This is a genomic window from Mycobacterium sp. 141, assembly GCF_000382405.1.
Lineage (GTDB): Bacteria > Actinomycetota > Actinomycetes > Mycobacteriales > Mycobacteriaceae > Mycobacterium.
The window spans coordinates 24782-49297 of record NZ_KB908263.1 but is presented as its reverse complement, the minus strand read 5'-3'; the positions used below and the strand labels follow the sequence as shown (position 1 = coordinate 49297).

Annotated in this window: 27 protein-coding genes; 17 read left to right on the top strand and 10 right to left on the bottom strand. The window is 66.3% G+C overall.

What is annotated here, in order from left to right; translation table 11 throughout:
• The first annotated feature begins 39 nt into the window (after positions 1-39).
• From H276_RS0113550 to H276_RS0113540, 3 genes are all read left to right on the top strand, one after another.
• Positions 40-714: a TetR/AcrR family transcriptional regulator gene (locus H276_RS0113550; protein WP_019971849.1), complete on the top strand. Its 675-nt coding sequence runs from the start codon at positions 40-42 to the stop codon at positions 712-714.
• A 102-nt stretch (positions 715-816) separates the two neighbouring features.
• On the top strand, positions 817-1560 hold the full coding sequence (locus tag H276_RS0113545) for an ABC transporter ATP-binding protein (RefSeq protein WP_019971848.1): 744 nt from the start codon (positions 817-819) through the stop codon (positions 1558-1560).
• On the top strand, positions 1557-2672 hold the full coding sequence (locus tag H276_RS0113540; RefSeq protein WP_019971847.1) for a SufD family Fe-S cluster assembly protein: 1116 nt from the start codon (positions 1557-1559) through the stop codon (positions 2670-2672). The genes H276_RS0113545 and H276_RS0113540 overlap by 4 nt, the downstream gene beginning before the upstream one ends.
• 45 nt (positions 2673-2717) lie before the next feature.
• On the opposite strand, the gene H276_RS0113535 is transcribed toward H276_RS0113540, so the two are convergent.
• Positions 2718-3647 (bottom strand): 1,4-dihydroxy-2-naphthoyl-CoA synthase, encoded by a 930-nt coding sequence (locus tag H276_RS0113535; protein ID WP_019971846.1) that lies wholly within the window; start codon positions 3645-3647, stop codon positions 2718-2720.
• A gap of 92 nt (positions 3648-3739) precedes the next feature.
• Here H276_RS0113535 and H276_RS0113530 point away from each other — a divergent pair, with 92 nt between their 5' ends.
• A complete protein-coding gene (locus tag H276_RS0113530; protein WP_019971845.1) occupies positions 3740-4015 on the top strand; it encodes a hypothetical protein in 276 nt (91 codons plus the stop codon).
• 7 nt (positions 4016-4022) lie between these two features.
• Here H276_RS0113530 and H276_RS0113525 read toward each other — a convergent pair whose 3' ends face one another.
• The 3 genes from H276_RS0113525 to H276_RS0113515 are packed head-to-tail and all read right to left on the bottom strand — an operon-like array spanning position 4023 to position 6425.
• On the bottom strand, positions 4023-4472 hold the full coding sequence (locus H276_RS0113525; RefSeq protein WP_019971844.1) for a nitroreductase family deazaflavin-dependent oxidoreductase: 450 nt from the start codon (positions 4470-4472) through the stop codon (positions 4023-4025).
• Positions 4473-4482: 10 nt separating this feature from the next.
• Positions 4483-5172, bottom strand: coding sequence for an HAD family hydrolase (locus H276_RS0113520; protein WP_026356966.1), 690 nt, complete (start codon positions 5170-5172; stop codon positions 4483-4485).
• 14 nt (positions 5173-5186) lie between these two features.
• A complete protein-coding gene (locus H276_RS0113515) occupies positions 5187-6425 on the bottom strand; it encodes a GNAT family N-acetyltransferase (protein WP_026356965.1) in 1239 nt (412 codons plus the stop codon).
• A gap of 251 nt (positions 6426-6676) precedes the next feature.
• Between H276_RS0113515 and H276_RS0113505 the strand changes: the two genes are divergently transcribed.
• Genes H276_RS0113505 through H276_RS0113495 form a run of 3 tightly spaced genes read left to right on the top strand, consistent with a single transcriptional unit; the run spans position 6677 to position 10857 of the window.
• Positions 6677-8293: an amidohydrolase gene (locus tag H276_RS0113505; protein ID WP_019971840.1), complete on the top strand. Its 1617-nt coding sequence runs from the start codon at positions 6677-6679 to the stop codon at positions 8291-8293.
• A gap of 29 nt (positions 8294-8322) precedes the next feature.
• A complete protein-coding gene (locus H276_RS0113500; RefSeq protein ID WP_019971839.1) occupies positions 8323-9882 on the top strand; it encodes a long-chain-fatty-acid--CoA ligase in 1560 nt (519 codons plus the stop codon).
• Between the two features lie 15 nt (positions 9883-9897).
• Positions 9898-10857, top strand: a complete 960-nt coding sequence (locus tag H276_RS0113495) for an o-succinylbenzoate synthase (protein WP_019971838.1) — start codon at positions 9898-9900, stop codon at positions 10855-10857.
• A 190-nt stretch (positions 10858-11047) separates the two neighbouring features.
• On the opposite strand, the gene H276_RS0113490 is transcribed toward H276_RS0113495, so the two are convergent.
• The gene (locus tag H276_RS0113490) at positions 11048-11446 is read right to left on the bottom strand and encodes a toxin-antitoxin system HicB family antitoxin (RefSeq protein WP_019971837.1); all 399 of its coding nucleotides are present in this window, start codon (positions 11444-11446) and stop codon (positions 11048-11050) included.
• Positions 11447-11482: 36 nt separating this feature from the next.
• Here H276_RS0113490 and H276_RS0113485 point away from each other — a divergent pair, with 36 nt between their 5' ends.
• From H276_RS0113485 to H276_RS0113475, 3 genes are read left to right on the top strand one after another with little or no spacing between them, the layout of a single operon-like run.
• Positions 11483-12271: an alpha/beta fold hydrolase gene (locus tag H276_RS0113485; RefSeq protein WP_019971836.1), complete on the top strand. Its 789-nt coding sequence runs from the start codon at positions 11483-11485 to the stop codon at positions 12269-12271.
• Between the two features lie 9 nt (positions 12272-12280).
• The gene (menD, locus tag H276_RS0113480) at positions 12281-13927 is read left to right on the top strand and encodes a 2-succinyl-5-enolpyruvyl-6-hydroxy-3-cyclohexene-1-carboxylic-acid synthase (RefSeq protein WP_019971835.1); all 1647 of its coding nucleotides are present in this window, start codon (positions 12281-12283) and stop codon (positions 13925-13927) included.
• Positions 13924-14484, top strand: coding sequence for a DUF3592 domain-containing protein (locus tag H276_RS0113475; protein ID WP_019971834.1), 561 nt, complete (start codon positions 13924-13926; stop codon positions 14482-14484). Before menD ends, H276_RS0113475 begins: the two co-directional genes overlap by 4 nt.
• Here H276_RS0113475 and H276_RS0113470 read toward each other — a convergent pair.
• Positions 14442-15113 carry a thioredoxin domain-containing protein gene (locus H276_RS0113470; protein WP_019971833.1) on the bottom strand — a complete coding sequence of 224 codons (672 nt, stop codon included), beginning with the start codon at positions 15111-15113 and terminating at the stop codon, positions 14442-14444. The two genes, H276_RS0113475 and H276_RS0113470, sit on opposite strands and share 43 nt — an antisense overlap.
• Before the next feature lie 106 nt (positions 15114-15219).
• Between H276_RS0113470 and H276_RS0113465 the strand changes: the two genes are divergently transcribed.
• Entirely contained in the window at positions 15220-16362 is a 1143-nt protein-coding gene (locus H276_RS0113465) for a glycosyltransferase family 1 protein (RefSeq protein WP_026356963.1), read from the top strand.
• 24 nt (positions 16363-16386) lie between these two features.
• On the opposite strand, the gene H276_RS0113460 is transcribed toward H276_RS0113465, so the two are convergent.
• A complete protein-coding gene (locus H276_RS0113460) occupies positions 16387-16740 on the bottom strand; it encodes a helix-turn-helix transcriptional regulator (protein ID WP_019971831.1) in 354 nt (117 codons plus the stop codon).
• 133 nt (positions 16741-16873) lie between these two features.
• On the opposite strand from H276_RS0113460, the gene H276_RS0113455 reads away from it, so the two are divergent.
• The 3 genes from H276_RS0113455 to H276_RS0113445 are packed head-to-tail and all read left to right on the top strand — an operon-like array spanning position 16874 to position 19071.
• Positions 16874-17563 (top strand): demethylmenaquinone methyltransferase, encoded by a 690-nt coding sequence (locus tag H276_RS0113455; RefSeq protein WP_019971830.1) that lies wholly within the window; start codon positions 16874-16876, stop codon positions 17561-17563.
• Positions 17541-18566, top strand: coding sequence for a GTP-binding protein (locus H276_RS0113450; RefSeq protein ID WP_051111442.1), 1026 nt, complete (start codon positions 17541-17543; stop codon positions 18564-18566). Before H276_RS0113455 ends, H276_RS0113450 begins: the two co-directional genes overlap by 23 nt.
• 22 nt (positions 18567-18588) lie before the next feature.
• The gene (locus H276_RS0113445) at positions 18589-19071 is read left to right on the top strand and encodes a TspO/MBR family protein (RefSeq protein ID WP_019971828.1); all 483 of its coding nucleotides are present in this window, start codon (positions 18589-18591) and stop codon (positions 19069-19071) included.
• 24 nt (positions 19072-19095) lie between these two features.
• Here H276_RS0113445 and H276_RS22985 read toward each other — a convergent pair whose 3' ends face one another.
• Together H276_RS22985 and menJ are read right to left on the bottom strand one after the other, a co-directional pair.
• A complete protein-coding gene (locus H276_RS22985; protein WP_231376672.1) occupies positions 19096-19458 on the bottom strand; it encodes a hypothetical protein in 363 nt (120 codons plus the stop codon).
• Between the two features lie 70 nt (positions 19459-19528).
• Positions 19529-20755 carry a menaquinone reductase gene (menJ, locus tag H276_RS0113435; RefSeq protein ID WP_019971826.1) on the bottom strand — a complete coding sequence of 409 codons (1227 nt, stop codon included), beginning with the start codon at positions 20753-20755 and terminating at the stop codon, positions 19529-19531.
• Positions 20756-20776: 21 nt separating this feature from the next.
• On the opposite strand from menJ, the gene grcC1 reads away from it, so the two are divergent.
• The 3 genes from grcC1 to H276_RS0113420 all read left to right on the top strand — a co-directional run bounded on the left by grcC1 (position 20777) and on the right by H276_RS0113420 (position 23419).
• A complete protein-coding gene (gene grcC1, locus H276_RS0113430; RefSeq protein ID WP_026356962.1) occupies positions 20777-21781 on the top strand; it encodes a nonaprenyl/(2E,6E)-farnesyl/geranylgeranyl diphosphat synthase in 1005 nt (334 codons plus the stop codon).
• A 68-nt stretch (positions 21782-21849) separates the two neighbouring features.
• Positions 21850-22725: a zinc metalloprotease HtpX gene (gene htpX, locus H276_RS0113425; protein ID WP_019971824.1), complete on the top strand. Its 876-nt coding sequence runs from the start codon at positions 21850-21852 to the stop codon at positions 22723-22725.
• A 184-nt stretch (positions 22726-22909) separates the two neighbouring features.
• Positions 22910-23419, top strand: a complete 510-nt coding sequence (locus H276_RS0113420) for a hypothetical protein (protein ID WP_019971823.1) — start codon at positions 22910-22912, stop codon at positions 23417-23419.
• A 22-nt stretch (positions 23420-23441) separates the two neighbouring features.
• Here the strand turns inward: H276_RS0113420 and H276_RS0113415 are convergent, their stop codons facing one another.
• Positions 23442-24467, bottom strand: coding sequence for an NAD(P)H-dependent glycerol-3-phosphate dehydrogenase (locus H276_RS0113415; RefSeq protein WP_019971822.1), 1026 nt, complete (start codon positions 24465-24467; stop codon positions 23442-23444).
• Between the last annotated feature and the right edge of the window lie 49 nt (positions 24468-24516).

The following is a 24516-nucleotide window of genomic DNA, read 5'->3' as shown; positions in this document are numbered from 1 at the left end:
ATGCGGTCAATCCGGTTGCGGTGTCATTAGAATCACCCGATGACCGCAGTACCGCCCCGTCGAGCACTACGCAAAGACGCTGAACGCAACCGGCAACGCGTGCTCGCGGCGGCGCGGGAACTGTTCGCCGAAAAGGGCCTCGAGGCGACGCTCAATGACGTCGCGCATCACGCCAATGTCGGAGTGGGCACGGTGTACCGGCGATTCGCCACGAAGGAAGAACTGCTCGACGCGGTGTTCGAGGACGGTATCGACCGGGTCGTTGCCCTCGCGGAATCCGGTCTCCAGAACGAGGATTCGTGGGCGGGGTTCGTGTGGTTCGTGGGGCAACTCTGCGAACTGACCGCGACTGATCGAGGACTCCGTGAGATGGTCTATAGCACGGCGTACGGCGGATGCGGTGTCGAGAGCTCACGATTGCGCCTCATTCCGGTGATCTCGAGACTCGTCGAGCGGGCCCGCGTTGACGGCTATTTGCGGCCCGATATCGAACACACCGACATGCCGATCCTGGGCCTGTTGGCCGGCACGGTCAGCGAATGGGCAGGCCGGGTCGAGCCCGAACTATGGCGCCGTTACGTCGCCTTGCTGCTCGACGGTATGCGTTATCAAGACGGGCAGAAGCGGCTCACCGTCGACGCGCTCGACGACGATCAGATGGAGATGGCGATGAATGGCTGGCACCCCGCAGGGTGCCCGTTCAGTGAGCGGTGAGACTGCGCAGGGGGTGCCGCGCCGGCGAGGTGACCATCGTTCGAACTTCAGAGGCACAAAGTCCCTAACGGAGAAAAGTAAGGACAGCCTAACCTCGGGTGTATGCAATCAGTACTGGAGTTGGCGGAGGTCGATATCGCCGCGGGTGACACCCCACTGTGTCGCGGTGTCGATCTGAGTATCGGATCCGGCGAGACACACGTGTTGTTCGGGCCGAATGGTTCGGGCAAATCGTCACTGCTGGCCGGAATCATGGGGCTTCCCCAATATCGGGTCAGCAGCGGCACGATTCGGCTCTTCGGAGAACACATCGAGACCCTCGGGGTCGATGAACGCGCTCGCCGTGGTGTCGGGATGGCATTCCAGCGCCCGCCGGCACTGCAAGGAGTGTCGTTGCGGGATCTGGCCACGTCACTGAACGCCGTGCCCGAGCTGGTGCATCAGGCCGAATTGTTGGATCTCGGCGCACTGATCGACCGTGACATCAACGCGGGATTCTCCGGTGGGGAGATCAAGCGCTGGGAAATCCTCAAACTCTGTCTACAGCGTCCCGCGCTGTGCCTGTTCGACGAGCCAGAAAGCGGAGTGGATCTCCAGCACATCGCGGCCGTCGGCGCCGCCATCAACCGGTTGCTGTGCGATGACAGCGACGACGGGGCCGATGGGCACCGTTCGGCACTGATCATCACCCACACCGGGTTCATCCTCGACCATCTCCGCGCCGATGTCGGTCACCTCATGGTGAATGGTCGGCTGGTGTATTCCGGCGATCCCTACGAACTGTTCCACCACATCAAGAATCAGGGCTACACCGCCCCTGACCTCATGGAAGGGCTCACCGCATGACTACTGCCGACGTCACCGACATTCTCACCGAACGCGAAGTAGGACCGCTGCAGCAGATCGGCTACAGTCCTGAACCCCTGCGTTCCGGCACGTGCGTCATTGTCGACAACGAGGTCCGTCATATCTCGGTGCTCGACGACGGCGTCGAGATTCTGCCGATTTCCGAAGCGTTGCGGCGATATTCGTGGGTCCAGGATCTGACGTTCAACCTCATCTCGCCTGACCACAACGAACTCGTCCGCGAGTTCGCACAGTCCACCGCCGAGCGCGTCGGACATTTTGTCTGGGTGCACGAAGATGTGGAACTGACCAAGCCGCTGCAGTCGTTCACCCTGCTGGAGACACCGCAAGGTCGCCAGTTCGTCCACAACATCACGGTCATCGACCGCAACGCCAAGGTGAAAATGCTGTCGGGGTCGGCGGTACCGTCGGGCGTACGTACGGGACATCATGTCTCGATATCAGAAACCTACGTCCGCGAAGGTGCGGTGTGTGAGTCCGTGTCCATCGAACGTTGGGGTGCGGGCATGGATGTGGACAGCTACGCGCGCACCCACATCGGCAAAGACGCGACGGTCATCGATACTTCAATTGCGATGTCCGGCTTGCGTAATCACTACTCTGACAGCGAAAGCATCATCGAGCAGAACGGCGTGTCCAACGAACAGGTCGTCGTCTACGCGCCGGTGGGAACCAAGCGTGTGATGACATCACAGATCCGACTGGTCGGAGACGGCGCGAACGCCGAATCGCTGGCGCGGATGGTGACCGACGGTGGTGACATTGCCAACCGGTCACATCTCATCGGCGAAGCGCACGGCGTGCGAGGTTATCTCGGCTGCGACGGCCTCAAGCTGACCGATGGTGGTCAGCTTGAATCCTCACCCGCGCTTCGGGCTACCATGGCCGACGCGCAGTTGTCCCACGAGGCATCGATCGGGATGATCAGTCAGGATAAAGTGGCGTACCTGATGGCCACCGGGATGACCGAGGACGACGCTCGAGCGCTGATCGTGCAAGGCTTTTTGGATCTGGACCGGCAGCGCATCCCCGAGGTGTTTCGGGACCAGGTGCGAGCGATGGTTCTCGCGGCGAAGTCCGGTGCCATGTAGTTCGGTGCCATGTAGTTCTGGGGTAACTTCTTGCGCCCACCGGCGTCAGAAGTAGCGCGGGAAACCGCTCCAGTCCGGGGCGCGCTTCTCCAGGAAGGCGTCGCGGCCTTCGACGGCCTCGTCGGTCATGTAGGCCAAACGTGTTGCCTCCCCGGCGAATACCTGCTGGCCGACCAACCCGTCGTCGATCAGGTTGAAGCCGAACTTGAGCATCCTGATGGCTTGCGGTGACTTGCCGTTGATCTCGGCGGCCCATTGCAGCCCGACGCGTTCCAGGTCGGCGTGGTCGACGACCTCGTTCACCGCGCCCATCTGGTGCATGGTCTCGGCGTCGTAGCTGCGGCCCAAAAAGAAGATCTCGCGGGCGAACTTCTGCCCGGTCTGCCGCGCCAGATAGGCACTGCCGAACCCGCCGTCGAAGCTGCCCACATCGGCGTCGGTCTGCTTGAACCGGGCGTGCTCGCGGCTGGCCAGGGTCAGATCGCAGGTGACGTGCAGGCTGTGCCCACCGCCCGCGGCCCAGCCGTTGACCAGGCAGATCACCACCTTCGGCATGAACCGGATCAGGCGCTGCACCTCCAGGATGTGCAGCCGTCCGGCGCGGGCAGGATCCACAGTCTCGGCAGTTTCGCCGGACGCGTACTGGTAGCCGGTGCGACCCCGGATGCGCTGGTCACCGCCCGAACAGAACGCCCAGCCACCGTCTTTGGGAGACGGACCGTTGCCGGTCAGCAGGATCACGCCGACATCCGAGGACATTCGGGCGTGGTCGAGCACCCGATAGAGCTCATCGACGGTGTGGGGGCGGAAGGCGTTGCGCACCTCGGGCCGGTCGAATGCGATGCGGACCGTCGGCTGCTTGGCGCCGTCGGCCACGTGGCGGTGGTAGGTGATGTCGGTCAGATCGTCGAAACCGGCGACCGACTGCCACGCCGCGGGGTTGAACGGGCAGGCTGCGTTGGGCTCTGAGCTCACCCGCTCGACTGTAGAGCGGTGTTTCACCGAGCCTGTCCAGGGGTATGGAACTCGCTGTGTGCGTGTCTTGCGCGCCGACAGAAAGGGCGACGATGAAACGTTCGGCAGGCGTGTTGGTCTCGGGTCTGATCGCGGGTGCGATGTTGGCCGGGTGCTCACCGACGGTGACCGGCGGCGACACGAGTTGCAAGGACTACCTGAGCCACGACGAGAAGGCCCAGGACGATGCCGTGGCGAAGATGCTCAAGGACGAGAAGGGCACCGACGCAGCGCAGCTGGAGATCACCGGGACCCGGGTGTCGGTGCAGACGTTCTGTCAGACGGCCGGCAAGCAGGACAGCAAGATCAAGGAGGCGCCGCACCTCTGACGCGGGGCTACAGCGGGTCGAGCCGAAATACTGCGCAGCGACCGGCGAGCGCTTCGAATTCGTCCGGATTCGGTCCGGTGACGAGTCCGGCGTTCTTCATGAAGCCGACGCCGGTGGGCACGAGGATCGGGAACTCGCGCAGTAATGGCCGCGCCTCCTCGGCCGGGATTTCGACCATCCGGACGCGCTGGGCGCGACGGCCCTGGTGCACGGTCGCCTCACCGGCGGCCCGCGCGTTGGCGGCCCAATCGCCGCCGGGCAGGCCGGCGACGACGTAGCGTGCGCCTTCCACGGTCATCGGGGTGACCGGCGTCGTCCGTGGCTTACCGGTTTTGCGTCCTGTGACGGTCAGCACCACCGGGCCTTTGGCGCCGCCGACGCCGAGTTTGTTGAGCCCGATCATCACCTTGTTGACGTACTTGAGCCACCACGGTGGCCAGATGCGGTCGTCAGACATGGTTTCGAGGTTAGACCGAGATGCCGTGCGCTTTCAGCGCCGAACGCAGCCCATCGGGTCGGTCGGCGGTCGGCAACGGGTCGACCAGCGCGAACCCGCAACCCAGGGTCCGCGCGCCGCCGTCGGCCTCTTCGCTGTCACCGACCATCAGGGCGTCGGACGCCGCCACTCCCAGCTTGTCGAGGGCAGTGGCGAAGATCGCCGCATTCGGCTTGACCGCGCCTACTTCGAAGGACAGCACGTATTCGTCGACGTAGGCGTCTGCGCCCACGGCCACGAACGCCGGGCGTACGTCGAACGCGATGTTGGACACGACCGCGGTCCGAATATCCTGTGACTCAAGACCTTTCAGCACTTCGACGGTATCGGGGTAGGCCCTCCAGCTGGCCGGATCGATCACCCGCCTGTAGAGCGACTCGGCGTGGTGGTCGGCCAGCCCCGACTCGCGCAGCACGTGCAGATAGGCCTCGCGGTGCAGATGGGGGGTCAGGTCGCGGTTCAGCCAGGCGTGGTACTGCTCGTCGGACATCGCCACCGAGCGTCCGGTGGGCGCGGTGAGCCGACGCATCAATTCGGCCTGCACGTGGCCGTCGACCTCCTGCTCGTCGACGGCCATACCTGCGAACCAGCTTTCGTCCTCCTCGAGCCGAAACAGCGTTCCGGAGTAGTCGAACATCACCGCATGCACCATGGGAACCATCGTGCCAGCCGAGGCTAGAAGTCGTCGGGAACGCTCGGAGCGGTCGGCCAGCCGAACCCCACCGCGGCCCGTTGCACCGAACCCGCGGTGAGTTCGACGGCCAATCCGGCGGCGGTCAACGCCTGCAGGCTCACCCCGCCCAGGTAGATGGCCCCGAGGTCGCGGGCGGTGATGGCGATATCGGCTGAGGTCGTGGTGTTTTCGCAGTCGGCATCCTCAGGGCCGCCCCGCAGCCGGAACCGCCCGGTGTTCCAGGGACAGAACTCATCGGTCACCTCCAGCACGACGTCGATCGGGGCGGCGTAGCGGCGCAGCGCCAACGCCCGGGCCACCTCGACCAACCGCACATAGAGGCCGTCGCTCACGTCGCAGCGTAGCGCGCGCTGGTCGGCCACCAGGTAGCGCAGCGGTTCGTCGACGGCGGCGCCGCCGAAGGTGACGCCGCGGACCAGGTCCATGTCCAGCAGGTAGCGCCAGAGCCGGGCGTAGGCGCGAGGGTGGGTGGCCCGCACCTCCTGGATGTGCAGCTCGGCGTCGGGTTGTCCGGTCTCTGCCCATTGCGACTTGGGTCGGTAGATGGCGAATCCGCTGGCGGTGCCGTCGGCGTCGTAGTGCACCGCGAAGCGGATCTTGCCCGAGTCCTTTTGGCGCTCATCGTTGTCGTGGATCCAGGAATCCCAGTGGGGACGCGTTCTGGTCATCTGGCCGGTCTTCTGCGTGATCGCCTGGTGGTAGATGTCCGGTGCGCAGCTCAGCAGCGTCGCTGCGTCGACCTGCGTCACCGAGCCGTCGCCGAGGTCGACGTCCGGACGGAACCCGAGCTCGCGTACCTGTCCCTTCAAGGTGGCGCTGGGGCACGCCATGCCGTAACCAAAACGACCGTAGATCAAGGCTTCTGACGCGAACAGGATCGCGAGCGCCTCGCCGCGGGATCGGATGTCGTCGAGTTGATGGCGCATCATCGCCGTCAGCAGACCACGGCGGCGGTGGCTGGGCGACACCGTGACTGCGGTGACGGCCGCCACCGGCGCGGTCACACCTCCGGGCAGCACCACCCCGCGCGCAAACGCCCCGGCCGTCGACGTCCACCGCTTGCCGTCGTGAAACCCGAACATCCGGTCGAGGTCGGCGAACTTGCGGATCAGCTCGATCTCGTCAATCCGGGGGTCTTGCAGGAAAACCCCGTACGACGCTGACATGAACTCTCGGTAGTCGTCATCGTCGGTGGTCGCACGCAAGGTCAGTTCAGTCACATGGTTCTGCATACCGCATCGTGAGTGCCCGGGGCACCTGAATATTTGGCGCGGCAACAACCGTCACCGCGACGGGCTAGATCTTGCAAGCTCCTCGATTCACCCGCAGCACCTCGCCCGGGTCGAACTTCGTCAGCACGATCAGCTCACGGCTCTTGACGGTCGGGTGCCAGATCGGCGGCGACCCGCGGAATCGACACAGCCGGAGAAAAAGCTCTCGAAAGTTTTTCCGACCGCTTAGCATCCAAGTCATGGCCAGCCCGACACAGTCCGCCGACCTTGTCATCTTCGGCAACATCCTGACGGTCGACGCCACCCGACCGACCGCCGAAGCTCTTGCGGTCAGCGACGGGCGGATCGTCGCGGTCGGTACCCGTGCCGACGTGCAACCCTGGGTGGGCGCCGACACCGACGTCCGTGAGGTCGACGGCTGTGTGTTGCCCGGATTCGTTGAGGCGCATGGTCATCCGCTGATGGAGGCGGTGGCGCTGTCGGACCGGATGGTCGACATCCGTCCGGTCACCCTGCGCAACGCCGACGATGTGGTGGCAGCCATCCACGCCGAGGTCGCCAGGAGAGGCGCCGACGGCGCCTACCTCAACGGTTGGGATGCCTTGCTGCAGAAGGGATTACCCGAGCCGAACCTGGCCTGGCTCGATGGTGTGGCCGACACCCCGCTGGTCATCATGCACAACTCCGGACACAAGGCGTATTTCAACACCGCGGCGGCGAGAAGCGCCGGCCTGACGCGGGACACCCCAGATCCCAAGGGGGCGAAGTACGGTCGCGACGCCGCAGGCAATTTGGACGGTACCGCTGAGGAATCCGCCGCGGTGTTCCCGCTGTTGACCGGCGCCATTCACCCGCAGGACTATCCGGCGATGCTGCTGGCAGAATGCGCCCGGCTCAACCGGGCCGGACTGACGACCTGCTCGGAGATGGCGTTCGACCCGATGTTCCGGCCGCTGCTGGCCGACATGCACGATCGGCTGACCGTGCGGCTGCGCACCTACGAGATGTCGACCGCCGAATTGCACACGGATGCAAGCCCGTTCGACGGGGACGACCTGGTGCGTCAGGTCGGGATCAAGATCTGGGTGGATGGTTCACCGTGGATCGGCAACATCGACCTCACCTTCCCGTATCTGGACACCGACGCCACTCGGATCATCGGCGTGGTGCCCGGATCCTGCGGGCATGCCAACTACACCAAAGATCAGCTCGCCGAGATCGTCGGCACCTTCTATCCCCGGGGCTGGCAGATGTCCTGCCATGTGCACGGAGACAAGGGCGTGGACACCATCCTCGACGTGTACCAGGAAGCTCTGGCGCGCTGGCCTCGTAACGACCACCGGCTGCGGCTCGAACACGTCGGCGCCATCACCCCCGCACAGCTGCAGCGCGCCCACGATCTGGGCGTGACCGCCAGCCTCTTTGTCGACCAACTGCACTACTGGGGTGACGTGATCGTCGACGGACTGTTCGGGCCGGAGCACGGCGACACGTGGATGCCGTGCGGTTCGGCCGTTGCCACCGGCATGCGGATCTCGCTGCACAATGATCCGCCGGTGACGCCGGAGGAGCCGCTGCGCAACATCAGCGTCGCGGCCACCCGGACCGCTCCCAGCGGCCGGGTGCTCGGCCCTGAGGAGAGGCTGACCGTCGAGCAGGGGATCCGGGCGCAGACCATCGACGCGGCGTGGCAATTGTTCGCCGACAACGTGATCGGCTCGTTGGAGGTCGGCAAGTACGCCGATCTGGTGGTGGTGTCGGCCAACCCGCTGACCGTACCGGCCGAAGCCGTCGCCGACCTGGAGGTACGGGCCACCTACCTGGCCGGCCGCCAGGTTTACCCGAAAGCCGGTTGACGCTCGGCGTGCCGTGGCACGCTCACCTCATGTCTGATTTGCCGACACCGAAGTTTCTCGACGAGCGGGTGGCGCACTGGGCAGCGACCAAACCCGACGAGGAGGCCATCACCTATCTCAGCCGGACGTGGACGTGGTCGCAGTGGTATGACCGCATCCGCCGGGCTGCCGGCGCGCTGAACGCCAGGGGCGTCGAGCGCGGTGATGTGGTCGCGTTCCTGGACAAGAACCATCCGGCGTGTGCCGAGGTGGTGCTGGCCGCCGCGGCGCTCGGCGCGGCCACCGCCATCATCAACTTCCGGCTCTCTGCCGACGAAATGAACTATGTGCTCAACGATTCCGGAGCCAAGCTGTTGTTCGTGGGGGCCGAGCTGAGACCCGGTGTCGAGGCCATCCGCGACGCACTGCCGGGTGTCGCAGAGATCATCGAGGTCAAACCGGACGGTGACGACGAGTACGAGGCGATGCTCGCCGCAGCGACGCCGCAGGGCCGTGCGCCGGATGTTCAGAGCGACGATGTCTGCATCATCATGTACTCCTCGGGCACCACGGGCCGGCCCAAAGGTGTTGCGCTCACCCAGGCCAACGTCATCGCCCACACCGTCAATGCCTTCGACAGCTGGGTTGCCGAGCCGAATGACAAGAACCTCGTGGCGATGCCGCTGTTCCACGTCGGTGGGACGTCCTACCTGCAGTACGGCCTGCACAACGGCATCCCGAGCTACATGACCCGCGACGTCGACGCTGTCGCTTTGGCCGGCGGGATCCTGGCCGGCGCCAACCGGACATTCCTGGTGCCCGCGGTGCTGGCCAAGGTCCTCGAAGCCGGACCGGACGCGGTAAAACTGTTCGGCGGGCTCAAAACCTATGCCTATGGCGCGTCACCGATGCCGCTGCCGTTGCTGCGTCAGGCGCTGCAGGCCTGGCCCGAGACCGATTTCATCCAGGTGTACGGGTTGACCGAGGTGTGTGGAGCGATCACCCGGCTGATGCCCGAGGACCACCGCTCGGGCGATGAGGAGCGCATGGTCAGCGCGGGCAGCCTCGTTCCCGAAGGTGAGCTGAGGGTCGTCGACCCCGATACCCTTCAGGATGTCCCGGCCGGTTGCCAAGGCGAATTGTGGTTCCGCACACCGCAATTGATGAAGGGCTATCACAACAAGCCGGAGGCCACCGCCGAGGCGGTCACGCCCGATGGCTGGTTCCGTACCGGTGACATCGGCCGCGTGGATGCCGACGGATACGTGTTCGTCGAGGACCGGCTCAAGGACATGATCATCTCCGGTGGGGAGAACATCTACTCGATCGAGGTCGAGCGGGTGCTGGCCGAGCATCCCGCGGTCATCGAGGTCGCGGTGTTCGGCGTGCCCGACGAAAAGTGGGGGGAGGCCGTGAAAGCCGTCGTTGCCGTCGAAGGCGATGCGTCGGAAGCGGATCTCATTGCGTGGGCGCGCGAACGGCTGGCCGCCTACAAGTGTCCCAAGACCGTCGATTTCATGGAGGCACTACCGCGCAACCCCACCGGCAAGATCATGAAGAAGGATCTGCGCAAGCCCCACTGGGCCGGTCACGACCGCACCACCGTGTGAGGCAGCATGTGAGGCGTGCCATCACTCGATGATCTGCTGGAGCGGCTGTATGTGGTCGCCCTACCGATGCGGGTTCGGTTTCGCGGCATCACCGTTCGCGAGCTCGCGCTGATCGACGGGCCTGCCGGCTGGGGCGAGTTCGGCGCGTTCGTCGAATACCAGCCGCCCGAGGCCGCGGCCTGGCTGGCCTCGGGCATCGAGGCCGCCTACCGGCCGGCGCCGCCGGTACTGCGGGATCGGGTGCCGATCAATGCGACCGTTCCGGCGGTGGATGCGGCCCGGGTACCCGAGGTGCTCGACCGGTTTCCCGGTGCGCGGACCGCGAAGGTCAAGGTGGCCGAGGCCGGGCAGTCCTTGGCCGACGACGTCGCGCGCGTCAACACCGTGCGGGAGCGGGTGCCGATCGTGCGGGTCGACGCCAATGCGGGCTGGACAGTGCCTCAGGCGGTCGATGCTGCGGTCGCGCTGACCGCCGACGGCGACCTGGAGTACCTCGAACAGCCTTGTGCCACAGTCGAAGAGCTGGCTTCGCTACGCAGGATGATCGACGTGCCGATCGCCGCCGACGAGTCGATCCGCAAGGCCGAGGATCCGCTGCGCGTGGTGCGGGCCCGGGCCGCCGATGTGGCGGTGCTGAAGGTGGCGCCGCTGGGCGGGGTGTCGCGGATGCTGGACATCGCCGCTCAGATCGACATCCCGATCGTGGTCTCCAGCGCGCTGGATTCCGCCGTCGGCATCGGCCGGGGGCTCTTGGCGGCCGCAGCGCTGCCCGAGTTGCGGCATGCCTGCGGGCTGGGCACCGGTGGGCTGTTCGTCGAGGACGTCGTTGCACCCACGGTTCCGGTCGACGGATTTCTGCCTGTCGGGCCGGTGGTGCCGGATCCGGATCGGCTCGCCGCGCTCGCTACCCCCCCGGACCGTCGGCAATGGTGGATCGACCGGGTGCGGGCTTGTTATCCGTTGCTGTTCGGGTAGGCGTGCCGCAAAAGCTCTCGCCACACCCGTCACGCCGACATCGAGAAGCCTTTGGCAGGTGCCCCACAAAACCCGCTATCACCGGCGGTATCACTTTTTCTGATACTGCCGGTGATAGCGCATCTCGAGAAGAGGTGTGTCTTGAGAGCAGCGACACGCCAAGCGCCCCGACACACCGTTAGTGCCACTGCTAGTACCACTGCGGCGAGGACTCCAGTCTTGCGGCGAGCTTCTGTACCACCCACTGATTCAACGACACTCTCTGTTCGGCGGCCTCGACTGCGAGTCGGGCGTGCAACATCGGTGAGGCCCGCACCATGAATTTGCCGCTGTACCGGCGGTCGGTCAGCGACTCCGGTGGTGTGCCGTCCGAGGCCAGGATCGACGAGACCTCCTCGGCGACCATCCGGGCGACACCGGCGATCGCCTCGTCCGGCGACAGCCCACGCCACCACAAATAGGGAAACTCCAGGCATTGGCCGACATATTCGCGGGAGTCGGGTGACCACTCGGCGCGGTAGGTGTACTCGGGCATACCGCCGATCATCGCGACACCATCCGACAACATCGCCAGGTCCAAGGCGCCCACCGCCCGGCGCTGACTCGGGGCAGTAAGGTCGGCCGGGTGAACCTGGCTTACGACGAACGAGGCAAGGGTGAGCCGGTGCTCTTCATCGCCGGCCGCGGTGGCGCCGGGCGCACCTGGCATCTGCATCAGGTGCCGGAGTTTCAGCGTGCGGGCTATCGCTGCATCACCTTCGACAACCGGGGCATCGGCGCAACCGAGAACGCCGAGGGATTCGACACCGCGCAAATGGTTGCCGACACCGCCGAGCTCATCGAGATGCTCGACGCGGCGCCGGCCCGCGTCATCGGCGTCTCGATGGGGTCGTTCATCGCCCAGGAACTGATGCTGGCCCGGCCCGACCTGGTGCACTCGGCAGTACTGCTGGCCACCCGCGGTCGTCATGACCGCGCACGCGAGTTCTTTCGAGACGCCGAGCGTGAACTGGATCGTTCGGGGATCCAGTTGCCGCGGCTATTTGATGCGAAAGTACGTATGCTGGAAAGCTTTTCGCCCAAGACCCTCAACAACGACGCGGCGGCGAGGGACTGGAGTGAGATGTTCACGATGTGGCCGACCAAGCAAACCCCCGGCCTGCGCACCCAGCTCGACATCGGTCCGGACGGCAACCGGTTGCCGGCGTACGGAGCCATCCGCACGCCGGTGCTCGTCGTCGGGTTCGCCGACGACGTGGTGTTGCCGCCACATCTGGGGCAGGAGGTGGCCGAGGCCATCCCGAACGCCCGCTACCTGGAGATACCCGACACCGGCCACCTGGGATTCATCGAGAAACCGCAGCAAGTCAACGCCGCGATCCTCAATTTCTTCGCTGAATCGCGAGCCCAATAGGCTGTAGGGGTGAACCCATCGACGGCACAAGCCCGCGTCGTCGTCGACGAACTCATTCGCGGCGGCGTCCGTGATGTCGTGCTGTGCCCCGGATCACGCAACGCTCCGTTCGCGTTCGCGCTGTCGGATGCCGACCAGGCCGGGCGGATCCGCCTGCACGTGCGTATCGACGAACGGACCGCCGGCTACCTGGCCATCGGGCTTGCGGTCGCCGAACGTGCCCCTGTCTGCGTCGCCATGACCTCCGGCACGGCGGTCGCCAATCTCGGGCCCGCGGTGGTCGAGGCCAATTACGCACGGGTTCCGCTGATCGTCCTGAGCGCCAACCGACCGTATGAGCTGCTCGGCACCGGCGCCAATCAGACCTTCGAGCAGCTCGGCTATTTCGGCACCCAGGTGCGGGCCACCATCAGTCTCGGGCTGGCCCCCGATCTCACCGGTGGCGCGCATGGCGAGATGGATGCGCTCAATGCCCAGTGGCGGTCGGCGACCTGCCGGGTGCTCGCGGCCGCCACCGGCTCCCGCACCGCCAACGCCGGCCCGGTGCAATTCGACATCCCGCTGCGGGAACCACTGGTACCAGAGGACACAGTCGGTGCGTCTGGCTCGTTCCCTGACGGCAGACCCGGCGGTAAGCCGTGGACCTACACCCCGCCGGTCACGTTCGACCAGCCGCTCGACATCGACCTGACGCCGGATACCGTCGTGATCGCCGGCCACGGCGCCGGCGTGCACCCGAATCTGGCCGAGCTGCCGACGGTCCCCGAGCCGACCGCACCTCCGGCCGCCAACCCGCTGCACCCGCTCGCACTGCGTCTGGTGCATCCGCAGCAGGTCATCATGCTGGGCCGGCCGACCCTGCACCGTCCGGTGTCGGCGCTGCTCGCCGACCCGTCGGTGCCCGTCTACGCGTTGACCACCGGTCCGCGCTGGCCCGATGTCTCCGGCAATTCGCAGGCCACCGGCACCCGGGCGGTCACCTCCGGCACCCCGAACGCGGCCTGGCTGCGGCGATGCGCCGAGATGAACCGGCATGCGGTGGCCGCGGTACGCAGCCAGCTCGCGGCGCATCCGCTGACCACCGGACTGCATGTCGCCGCGGCGGTGGCCGCGGCACTGCGCCCCGGGGACCAGCTCGTGCTCGGCGCGTCGAACCCGGTGCGTGACGCCGCGTTGGTGGCGCTGGACGCCACCGGCGTGAAGGTGCAGTCGAACCGCGGGGTGGCCGGCATCGACGGCACGGTGTCGACGGCCGTCGGCGCCGCCCTGGCCCACGAGTCGGTCGGCCGGACGATCGCGCTCATGGGCGACCTGACCTTCGTGCACGACAGCTCGGGGCTGCTGATCGGCCCGACCGAGCCGACGCCGCGCGAGCTGACCATCGTGGTCTCGAACGACAACGGTGGCGGCATCTTCGAACTGCTCGAGCAGGGGGATCCGCGGTTCTCCGACGTGTCGTCCCGGGTCTTCGGCACCCCGCATGACGTCGACGTCGGTGCGCTGTGCCGGGCCTACCACATCGAATACCGCCAGATCGAGGTCGACGAACTCGGCGATGCGCTGTCCGAAGCCACCGGCGCTATGCGGGTGCTTGAGGTGAAGGCCGACCGGTCTTCACTGCGTGCGCTGCATGCGTCGATCAAGGCCGCGTTGTGAGCAGACCTCGTGCGCGCATAACTGCGGTCGTGCTCCGGCTGCGTGTGGCGGCACAGGCACTGCTTCCGCGGCTCTCGGGCGAAGCGTGCGAGACGAGGTCCCAGCGCGTCATCCGCCGGGTGCGGATCGGGGTGGTGATCGTCGCGTGCCTGGTGACCCTGCAGTCGGTGCTGCTGGTGCTGGGCGCCTGGCGCAACGACCGGCAGATCGAGCGCCACATGGGCGTGGCCGCTGCCGAGGTGCTCAGCGCGGGCCCGCGGCGTTCGACGATCGAGTTCGTCACCCCCGACCGGGTGACGTATCGGCCCGAGCTCGGGGTGCTCTACCCCTCGGAGCTCGACACCGGCATGCGGATCTACGTCGAATACGACAAGAACAACCCCGACCTGGTGCGCGTGCGCAACCGCAACGCGTCGTTGGCGATCATTCCGGCCGGGTCCATCGCTGTGGTGGGCTGGCTGGTGGCCGGCGCGGCACTGACCGGGCTGTTCTTTTTGCAGAAGCGGCTGAACCGTCAGATCGACGACAAGAGCTTGGACAGCCAGTTGTTGTCGTAGATGTCGATCACGTTGTCGTTCTGCAGGTCATAGACCGTCGGGGTGGCGATGGTGTCCTGGATCTCGCTGAGGAATTCGACGTTCTGGTCGGCCATCTCGTCGGTGTCGACGCCGGATTGGCCGGCGGCGATCTTGGCGACCTGCTCTGATCCGACGCCACTTTCGCGGGCCATATCTGCCAACTGCTGATTGCTGGGGGCCTGGCCACCTGGCTGCTGATGGCTCCACAGGTCCTCGACGTAGTCCTGGAACGCGACGCCGCCGGTGCCCGGGCCCGCCGCCAGGAACAGCGCATTGCTCACTCGCGCGGAATAGTCGTTACCGTCGACGTCGAGAAACGTCATCGGGCGGTAGGTGACGCCGAGCTCACCGAGGTTGATGTAACTGGCGATGTCCTTGCCGAAGTCATGCTGCAACTGGGCGCAGTGCGGGCACTGTGGTTCGGTGAAGATCTCGATCTGCAGGGGCGCGTCGGTGAACCCCACGTGAATACCCGAGCCGTCCCTGGTGATCTCGGTCGGCGGTCGGTGGGGGTCGGGCGCGGCGGAGCCGGAGATCACTTGGGTGCAGCCCGCGGTGGTCAGTACCAGGCTCATCGCCAGGGCTCCGAGCAACCGCGTGAACCGCATGGCATCTGAGCGTAGTCGCAGGATGTGCCGGGCGAACAGGTCAGGTTTTGCGTGTCGTATGCCCGTCGGCAACCTTTGCGACAGTTACTGCTGAGACGATCGTGACGTGCGCGTGGCAATCGTTGCAGAGTCCTTTCTCCCGAATGTCAATGGCGTCACCAACTCTGTGCTCCGGGTCATCGAGCATCTGCGCCGTACCGGTCACGAGGTTCTGGTCATCGCGCCGGACACGCCGCGCAGGCATCCACCGGCCGACCGACTCCACGACGGTATCCGGGTACATCGGGTACCGTCGCACGTCTTCCCGAAAGTGACGTCGCTGCCGTTGGGGGTGCCGCGACCCCGGATGGTGAGCGTGCTTCGTGGGTTCGCGCCCGACGTCGTGCATCTGGCATCACCGGCGCTGCTCGGCTGGGGTGGTGTGCATGCCGCGCGCTATCTGGGCGTGCCGACAGTGGCGGTGTTCCAGACCGACGTTGCCGGTTTCGCTGAGAGTTACGGCGTCGGCATGCTCTCGTGTGTGTCCTGGGCGTGGACGCGACGGCTGCACAGCAAGGCCGACCGCACCCTGGCCCCGTCTACATCGGCGATGGAAAACCTTGAGAAGCATGGGATTCCGCGTGTCTACAAGTGGGCTCGGGGCGTGGACATCACCGGTTTCGCGCCGTCGGCACGCGATGAGCAGTTGCGGTCCATCTGGTCCCCCGACGGGCGGCCGGTGGTCGGCTTCGTCGGCCGGCTGGCCCCGGAAAAGCATGTGGAGCGCCTCGCCGCCCTGGCCACGCGCGATGATCTGCAACTGGTCGTCGTCGGCGACGGGGTCGACCGCGCCAAGCTCCAATCAGTGCTTCCCTCAGCGGTTTTCACCGGTGAGCTGCACGGCGAAGCACTGGCCGCCGCCTACGCCAGCATGGACGTGTTCGTTCACCCCGGCGAGCACGAGACGTTCTGCCAGGCTGTCCAGGAGGCGATGGCGTCCGGGCTTCCGGTGATCGCGCCCGACGCCGGCGGCCCGCGAGATCTGGTGGCGCCGTACCGCACCGGCCTGCTGCTTGCGGTCGACGAGTTCGAGGCGGCACTGCCCGCGGCGGTCGATCACCTCATCGCCGAGCGGTCGCGATACTCGGTGGCGGCGCGGCGCAGTGTGCTGGGTCGTACCTGGCCGGCGATCTGCGATGAACTGATCGGACACTACGAGGCCGTGCAGCCGCTGCGTGCCGATGTGACGCTGCGCCGACATGCCGGTTGACGCCCGGACAGGCTCGTCGAGCTGTCAGGCGTGGAGGGCGGTGTCGGCGGCTCCGGTCCGTGGCTGATGAGCGCCCAGTGCCACCCGAATCACGGCAAGGGCGGTGTCGTCGGTGGCGATGTACACCTGCCGCTTGCCGTGGCGTCGGGCGCGCACCAGGCCGGCGAGTTTGAGTTTGCTCAGGTGGTGGCTGACCGTGGCGATGCTTTGACCGGTCTTTTCCGCGAGCGTCCCGACGTCCTGCTCGCCGCTGTCGAGGAGCCAGAGGATGTGCAGCCGGACCGTGGCCGACAACAGGCCGAACAACGAAGCGGTGTCCTGAAGCTCCCGGGGCGACACGGTGTCAATCGGCCCGGGCGCGGCGGCGGAGGCGGGCACGGAACTCCTCTCGATGTCCCTGACCTAGACTGTCTCATCCCTAACGCTTGCCCAAGTGTTTGAGTTTACTGGTAGTCACTGCGCAGCTGCGCCGGGCCTGGCTGTAACCGGTGGGCCGGGTAGCGTCAGCACGGTGAGTCGAGCGAGCCTGGAGAAGAACCCGCACGAGATCGCGTCGATGTTCGACGCGGTGGCGCGACGCTACGACCTCACCAACACCGTGATGTCGATGGGCCAGGACCGGTTCTGGCGGCGTCAGGTCCGCTCGGCGCTGGGTATCGGGCCGGGGGACAAGGTATTGGACCTCGCAGCGGGGACGGCGGTGTCGACGGTCGAGTTGGCCAGCTCGGGTGCGTGGTGTGTGGCCGCGGACTTCTCGGTCGGCATGTTGGCGGCCGGTGCCGCGCGCCCGGTGCCCAAGGTGGGCGCCGACGCGACCCGGCTGCCGTTCGCCGACGGCGTGTTCGACGCGGTGACCATCAGCTTCGGGCTGCGCAACGTCGTCGACCACGTGGAGGGGCTGCGGGAGATGGCCCGGGTGACGCGGCCAGGCGGTCGACTCGTCGTGTGCGAGTTCTCCACCCCGACCAACCGCGCCTTCGCCACGGTCTACAAGGAGTACCTGATGCGGGCACTGCCTGCGATGGCATCGGCCGTCTCAAGCAATCCCGAGGCCTATGTCTACCTCGCCGAGTCGATCCGGGCCTGGCCCGATCAAGTCGAGCTCGCCCGTCGGATCGGCACGGCCGGGTGGTCAAATGTGCGCTGGCGCAACCTCACTGGCGGAATCGTCGCGCTGCATGCCGCGACGAAGCCGCTGTAGGCGGGCGGCGTTGTCCGGGTCTGTGCCGGTCCTGGCCATCGCGGGACATCTCGGCTCCGGTAAGACCACACTGCTCAATCACCTGCTGCGCAACAGTCGCGGGGTGCGAATCGGTGCCCTCGTCAATGACTTCGGCGCGGTCAACATCGACGCCATGCTGATCGCGGGCCAGGTGGATGCGATGGCTTCGCTGTCCAACGGTTGCATCTGCTGCGCTGTGGACGCCGACGAGGCGGCCGACATGCTCGGCAAACTGGCAGCGGTCAAACCCCGGCTGGACCTCATCGTGGTGGAGGCCAGCGGACTGGCCGAACCGTCCGCGCTGGTGCGCACACTGATCAGCGCCGACGACAGCCGGTATCACTATGCGGGCCTGGTGTTGATGGTCGACGCGATGGAGTCCGCGCGTGCCGACCTCGGACACAATGCGCGGGTGGCGGATCTGGTCGTTGTCAACAAGGCGGACCAAGTGAGCGCCGACGATCTCGCCGCGGTCACCGACAAGGTGCGTGAAATCAATCCGCGGGTTCCGTTGTTGCCCACCGAGTTCGGTCGTGTGGACCCGGCGCTGCTGATCGACGCGCCGGCGCGCACGTCCCGGGCCGGGCAGCTCAGCCTCGATGAATTACTCTGGGAGACCGAAGCTCACGATGAGCACGAGCACGCCGCGTACCAGAGTGTGGAGTTCACGACCGAGCGGGCTCTCGATCCTCGTCGGCTGATGGGCTTTCTGCGCGACCGGCCGGCGGGGCTGTACCGGGCAAAGGGCTTCATCGACTTCGGTACCGCCGGCTCTGGACGCAAGTTTCTGCTGCAGTTGGTGGGTAGCTCGTTGCGGTTCTCCCGGCAACGCTGGGACGCCGCCGAGCAGCGGGGCACGACTCTGGTGCTGATCGGCACGGATATGTGCCCCGACGCGGTGCGCTCGGCACTACAGGACTGCATCAGCGTAGAGCCGCCGGACGATCAGGCGATCCTCGGAGTGCTGCGCTACGCCGATTGACAAAACCTGGTACCAACGAATCATGCAACCGAACACGTTGATCAAGACCGCATCCGCTGCGTTCGCCGCAGCCGTGGCGGGCGGCCTGGCAAGCCGGCCCGCGCAGTCGTCGTGGTATGCCGCGCTGCGCAAACCGTCGTTTCAGCCGCCTCGCCAGGCGTTTCCGGTCGTCTGGCCGGTTCTCTACGCCGACATTGCGGCTGTGTCGGCAGCTACGTTGGATGCGCTGAACGCCGAAAACCGGGATGCCCAGGCGCGCGCGTTCACCGCGGCACTGGCAGCCAACCTCGTCATGAACGCCGGGTGGTCATGGATCTTCTTCTCGCAGAAGCGGCTTGGCGCCGCGGCCGTCGCCGCAGCGGCACTCACCGCCAGCAGTGCCGATCTCACGCGGCGCGCCGTCGCCGCCCAGGGCCCGCGCGGTGCGGTGCTCGCCCCCTATCCGCTGTGGTGCGCGTTCGCGACGGCGCTCTCCACACGGATCTGGATGCTCAACCGGTCCTAGAGCGTCCGGGCCGGAGCATTTTGTCTACCGGTATGGCTTGCGTTGAAGGGCCCGGTCCTGGTCGCGGAATCTGTTGTGCAGATTTTGCTTTGAAACACCGAGTGCAGTGCCGATCTGTGCCCACGAGAGCCCCGAGTTGCGTGCGGTGAGTACTGCCTTGTCGTAACGTGCTTGCACGTTTTCGAGTTCTTCGCGTACCCGGGCGAGCTGACGTAGGCTCGCTCGGGCCGAGAGATTGTCAACGACCGGCTCGGGCTGTGGTCCCGGCAGCGGTGCAAGAGCTTCGAGTTCGCGTTCGAGCTCCTCGTTCGAGCGACGAATGAACTCCTGTAGCTCGGGATCGTTGGCCCACCACGGCTCGCTGGCCGGCATATCGGCTGTCCCCATCGGATGTCTCCTCTTCGATCGTCAAAACTTTTGACGGTCTTTCCCGGGAGTATGGCGGGGACCGGGGACATCACGAGAACGGCTTGCGCTGATCCAGCTTTCGCGAAGCCAGGCCCGCACTCCGCCACACCCGGGCGACCCAGTCGGCGTCCTCGTCGGTGACCAGGTTGCCCATCACCCGCACTGCGATGCTCATCAGGAACGGCGACCGCATCGCCACCGGTCCGGTGAGCGGCAGGAACCGCGGCAGCGTCAGCAACAGCCCAAGCCGGCGCGCGACCGAGAATCCCCGCGCATAGTGCTCCTGCAACAGCGTCGGCCACGCCACGGTGTAATCCGGGACGCGTGCGCCCAGCAGTTCTGCGGCCAGGCGGCCCGTTTCCAGGCCGTAGTCGATGCCCTCGCCGTTGAGCGGGTTGACACACGCCGCGGCGTCACCGATCAGCATCCAGTTCGGTCCGGCCACGCCCGACACCGCGCCACCCATCGGCAGGAGCGCCGAGAGCGCGGCTCGCGGCTGACCGGTGAGGCCCCACTCGTCGCGACGCAGCTCGGTGTAGTGGTTCAGCAGGGGCCGCAGCGCGGCGTCGGCGGGACGTTTCGCGGTGGCCAGCGCACCCACCCCGATGTTCACCTCGCCGTTGCCGAGCGGGAAGATCCAGCCGTAGCCCGGCAGCACGGTGCCTTCGGGTGAACGCAGCTCCAGATGCGAGGTGATCCACGGCTCGTCGGCTCGCGGGGAGGTCATGTAGGAGCGGATCGCCACGCCGTAGACGGTTTCCCGGTGCCACGTGCGGCCGAGCTCGCGACCGAGCGTGGAGCGGGCGCCGTCAGCGACGATCAAGTCCGTGCATCCGATGGTGCTGCCGTCGTCGAGGTGCACGACATCCGCACGGCCGCGGGAATCATGGCTCACCCCAACGGCTTTGACGCCCAGCAGCATCTTGGCGCCGTCGTCGGCGGCGACCGAGCGGATCCGGTCGTCGAGTTCGGTGCGCGGTACGGCGCTACTGACGGCCGGGAAGGACGGACCGGGCCATGGCACCTCGACGTCTGCGCCGAAACCTGACATCCGTAAACCGTGGTGACGCAACCGGGTCTGCAGCCAACCGCCCATGCCCAGGCGCTCCAGTTCGGTGATCGCGCGTGGGGTCAGCCCGTCACCGCACGCCTTGTCCCGGGGGAACTGGGCAGCGTCGATCACCAGCACCTCGCGGCCGTTGCGCGCCGCCCACGCCGCAGCGGCCGAGCCGGCCGGACCGGCGCCCACGACGACCACATCTGCATTGGTGTCCACGTGTCCCAGTATGTTGGACGAATGAGGACACCAGCGACTGTGGTGGCGGGCGTGGATTTCGGGGACGAGGCGTTTGCCGCGGACATCCGTGCCGGGGTGGCCCGGATCGAAGATCTGATGTCTGTTGAGCTGGGCAAAGCCGATGAGTTGATGGCCGAGGCCGTGCAGCACCTGTTCCAGGCCGGGGGGAAGCGCTTTCGGCCGCTGTTCACGGTGCTGGCCGCGTCGTTGGGCCCGCGCCCTGACGATCCCGAGGTCTCGATCGCGGGTTCGGTGATCGAGCTGGTGCACCTGGCCACGCTGTATCACGACGACGTGATGGACGAGGCCCAGATGCGTCGCGGTGCGCCCAGCGCCAACGCCAGGTGGGGCAACAACATCGCGATCCTTGCCGGCGACTATCTGTTCGCGACTGCGTCGCGGCTGGTGTCGGAGCTCGGCCCGGAGGCCGTGCGCGTGATCGCCGACACATTCGCGCAGCTGGTCACCGGCCAGATGCGCGAGACCCGCGGCGCCGAGCAGGCCGACCCCATCAAGCACTATCTGAAGGTGGTCTACGAGAAGACGGCGTGCCTGATCGCGGCGTCCGGGCGGTTCGGCGCCACCTTCTCCGGCTCCGACGCCGAGCAGATCGAGCGGCTGGACCGGCTCGGCGGCATCGTCGGCACGGCGTTCCAGATCTCCGACGACATCATCGACATCGACAGTGATCCCGACGAGTCCGGCAAGCTTCCCGGCACCGATCTGCGCGAAGGTGTGCACACCCTGCCGGTGCTGTACGCGCTGCAGGAGAGCGGGTCCGATGCCGACCGGCTACGGCTGCTGCTGGCGGGCCCGGTGGACCGAGACGATGACGTCGCCGAGGCGCTGAGCCTGCTTCGGGGCTCCCCGGGCATGGCCCGCGCAAAGGAGACCGTGGCGTTGTACGCGGCGCGGGCGCGCACCGAGCTCGACAGCCTGCCCGATGTTCCGGGCCGTCAGGCACTGCTGTCGCTCGTCGACTACACCGTGAACCGGCACGGCTGATTCCGGAACCCGGGCGGGCTTGCTGAGCGTTTACCTGGCGATGACTTCCCATTCGGAGGAGGAAGCTGATGACCTGGAATCCTCACGCCAACCGGCTCAAGACATTCCTGTTGCTGGTCGGCATGTCGGCACTCATCGTGTTCGTCGGGTCGCTGTTCGGCCGCAACGTGATGTATCTGGCGGTGCTGTTCGCCGTCGGCATGAACACCTACGTGTACTTCAACAGCGACAAGCTGGCGCTGCGGGCGATGCACGCGCAGCCCGTCACCGAGCTGCAGGCTCCGGAGATCTACCGGATCGTCCGGGAGCTGGCCACCACCGCGCATCAGCCCATGCCGAGGCTCTACATTTCTGACACTGCCAATCCGAATGCATTCGCCACCGGCCGCAATCCGCGCAATGCCGCCGTCTGCTGTACCACCGGCATCCTGCAGCTCCTCAACGAGCGGGAGTTGCGTGCAGTGCTCGGCCATGAACTGTCGCATGTGTACAACCGCGACATCCTCATATCGTGCGTGGCGGGTGCGATGGCTTCGGTGATCACCGCGCTGGCCAATATCGCGATGTTCGCCGGCATGTTCGGCGGTAACCGCGATAATACGAATCCCTTTGCGCTGTTGCTGGTTTCGCTGCTCGGGCCCATCGCTGCCACGGTAGTGCGGTTGGCGGTATCACGGTCGCGCGAGTATCAGGCCGACCAGTCCGGGGCAGAGCTGACGGGTGATCCGCTGGCTTTGGCATCGGCGTTGCGCAAGATTTCCGGCGGTATCGAGGCGGCTCCGCTACCCCCGCAGCCGCAACTGGCCGATCAGGCGCATCTGATGATCGCCAGCCCGTTCCGGGCCGGCGAGCGCATCGGCAAGCTGTTCTCCACCCACCCGCCGATCGAGGACCGGATCCGGCGGCTCGAGGACATGGCAGGCCGCGGCCCGGGCCACTACTAGTTTCTTGGTTCCCTTCGCACCGCGAGCGTGCGTGTCCGCTGCGCGACACGCCGCTCGCAACCGGCATTTTGCGCACGCTCGTCCTGGTGCAAGTCGAAAATGGGAAAGCCTGCTGCCATCAGCTTGGCTGTCACCTGCGGTTGATCCGATGGCTTCGGTGCGGCGGCCGGGTTAGGGTGTCCGGGTGCTGAGCAGAGTGGTGATCGGCCTGATAAGCGCCGCAGGGGCGGCTGTGCTGATTGCGCCTGGGGTGGCGCAAGCCGATGATCCGTCGGCGCTGCCGAATATCAACGCGTTCCCACCGGTGAAGACATCGGAGTACGCGGTGATGGACAACAACTGGTACGCCTTCAGCACGCCGGACGGCATTACCTGCGTGCTGCAGCGCAGCGGCGAGTACGGCTGCAGCGGCGCTATCCCCGCCGCGCCCAACGGTGCCAACATGGTCAGCGGTGGTGCCGGCGCCCCCGGCTTCGCCAGTGCCGCCACACCGGTGTTCTCGATGGTCGAGGGGGCCAAGCCGTTGCCGGCCAACAGCCGGATCAGCTACCAGACCATCAGTTGTGGCACCGACGGGGTCATGACGGCGTGTATCAACGGGCGTAATCAGTCGGGCTTCGTGATCAGCCCCACTGGCAGCTACGTCGTCGGCGACCGACCGTCGGAGATCAAGCCCTCGTTCAAGATCGGCTGAGACCAGCAGCCCGCGAAATCAATCAGAACCCCGAGCCGTGCACCTCGTGGCCGGGCTTCTCGGCGGCCAGCCCGCGGTAGGCGTCCTCGACCGTCGCGCCATGGTTGATCACGCGGTCGACCTCGCGGGCGATCGGCATGTTCAGCCCGTACTTCTCGGCGAATTCCATGACTACGCTGGCGGCCTTGACGCCCTCGGCCACCTGGTTCATCGACGCGATGATCTCGTCGATCTTCTTGCCCTGGCCCAACTGTTCGCCGACGTGGCGGTTGCGGCTGCGCTGTGACGTACATGTAACGATGAGATCGCCCATGCCGGCCAGGCCCGAGAACGTGTCTCGGTGCCCGCCCATGGCCTCGCCGAGCTTGGACATCTCGCGGACGGCCCGGGCCATCACCATGGCCCGGGTGTTCTCGCCGATGCCCAGCGAGTAACCCATGCCGACGGAGATCGCGTACACGTTCTTCAGGGCGCCGGCCATCTCGACGCCGATCACGTCATCGGTCGTGTACGTACGGAAACGCTTGGTGCGGAACAACTCTGCCAGCTTTGCCGCCAGGTGCTGGTCGGGCATCGCCAGCACGGCGGCCGCGGCGTAGCCCTCGGCGACCTCGCGGGCGATGTTCGGCCCGGCGAGGATTCCGGCCGGATGCCCCGGTAGTACCTCGTCGACAATCTGGCTCATGCGCATGTTGGTGCCCTGCTCCAGGCCTTTGACCAAGGACACCACCGGAACCCACGGCCGTAGCTCTTTCGCAAGCTCCTGCAGCACGCCGCGAAAGCCGTGCGACGGCACGCCCATCACGATCACATCGGCGCAGTTGGCCGCTTCGGAGAAATCGGTGGTTCCACGCAGGCCTTCCGGCAGCACCACCTCGTCGCCCAGATACCGGGAATTACGGTGGTTGTCGTTGATGTCGGTGGCCGTCTCCTCCGAGCGCACCCACTGCAACGTCGGGCCACGCCTCGCGCAGATCGAGGCGACCGTGGTGCCCCAGGACCCTCCACCGAGGACGACGACTTTCGGTTCGCGTTGCACCGGTGTCATGGCGATCAGACTATTTGCCGGTCCGGGTTGTTTACCCGGCTTTGCTGAA

Coding starts and splice junctions, on each gene's coding strand:
- H276_RS0113550 (WP_019971849.1), top strand. CDS start 40: ATGACCGCAGTACCGCCCCGTCGAGCACTACGCAAAGACGCTGAACGC.
- H276_RS0113545 (WP_019971848.1), top strand. CDS start 817: ATGCAATCAGTACTGGAGTTGGCGGAGGTCGATATCGCCGCGGGTGAC.
- H276_RS0113540 (WP_019971847.1), top strand. CDS start 1,557: ATGACTACTGCCGACGTCACCGACATTCTCACCGAACGCGAAGTAGGA.
- H276_RS0113530 (WP_019971845.1), top strand. CDS start 3,740: ATGAAACGTTCGGCAGGCGTGTTGGTCTCGGGTCTGATCGCGGGTGCG.
- H276_RS0113525 (WP_019971844.1), bottom strand. CDS start 4,472: ATGTCTGACGACCGCATCTGGCCACCGTGGTGGCTCAAGTACGTCAAC.
- H276_RS0113520 (WP_026356966.1), bottom strand. CDS start 5,172: ATGGTTCCCATGGTGCATGCGGTGATGTTCGACTACTCCGGAACGCTG.
- H276_RS0113505 (WP_019971840.1), top strand. CDS start 6,677: ATGGCCAGCCCGACACAGTCCGCCGACCTTGTCATCTTCGGCAACATC.
- H276_RS0113500 (WP_019971839.1), top strand. CDS start 8,323: ATGTCTGATTTGCCGACACCGAAGTTTCTCGACGAGCGGGTGGCGCAC.
- H276_RS0113470 (WP_019971833.1), bottom strand. CDS start 15,113: ATGCGGTTCACGCGGTTGCTCGGAGCCCTGGCGATGAGCCTGGTACTG.
- H276_RS0113450 (WP_051111442.1), top strand. CDS start 17,541: ATGCCGCGACGAAGCCGCTGTAGGCGGGCGGCGTTGTCCGGGTCTGTG.
- H276_RS0113445 (WP_019971828.1), top strand. CDS start 18,589: ATGCAACCGAACACGTTGATCAAGACCGCATCCGCTGCGTTCGCCGCA.
- H276_RS22985 (WP_231376672.1), bottom strand. CDS start 19,458: ATGGGGACAGCCGATATGCCGGCCAGCGAGCCGTGGTGGGCCAACGAT.
- grcC1 (WP_026356962.1), top strand. CDS start 20,777: ATGAGGACACCAGCGACTGTGGTGGCGGGCGTGGATTTCGGGGACGAG.
- htpX (WP_019971824.1), top strand. CDS start 21,850: ATGACCTGGAATCCTCACGCCAACCGGCTCAAGACATTCCTGTTGCTG.
- H276_RS0113415 (WP_019971822.1), bottom strand. CDS start 24,467: ATGACACCGGTGCAACGCGAACCGAAAGTCGTCGTCCTCGGTGGAGGG.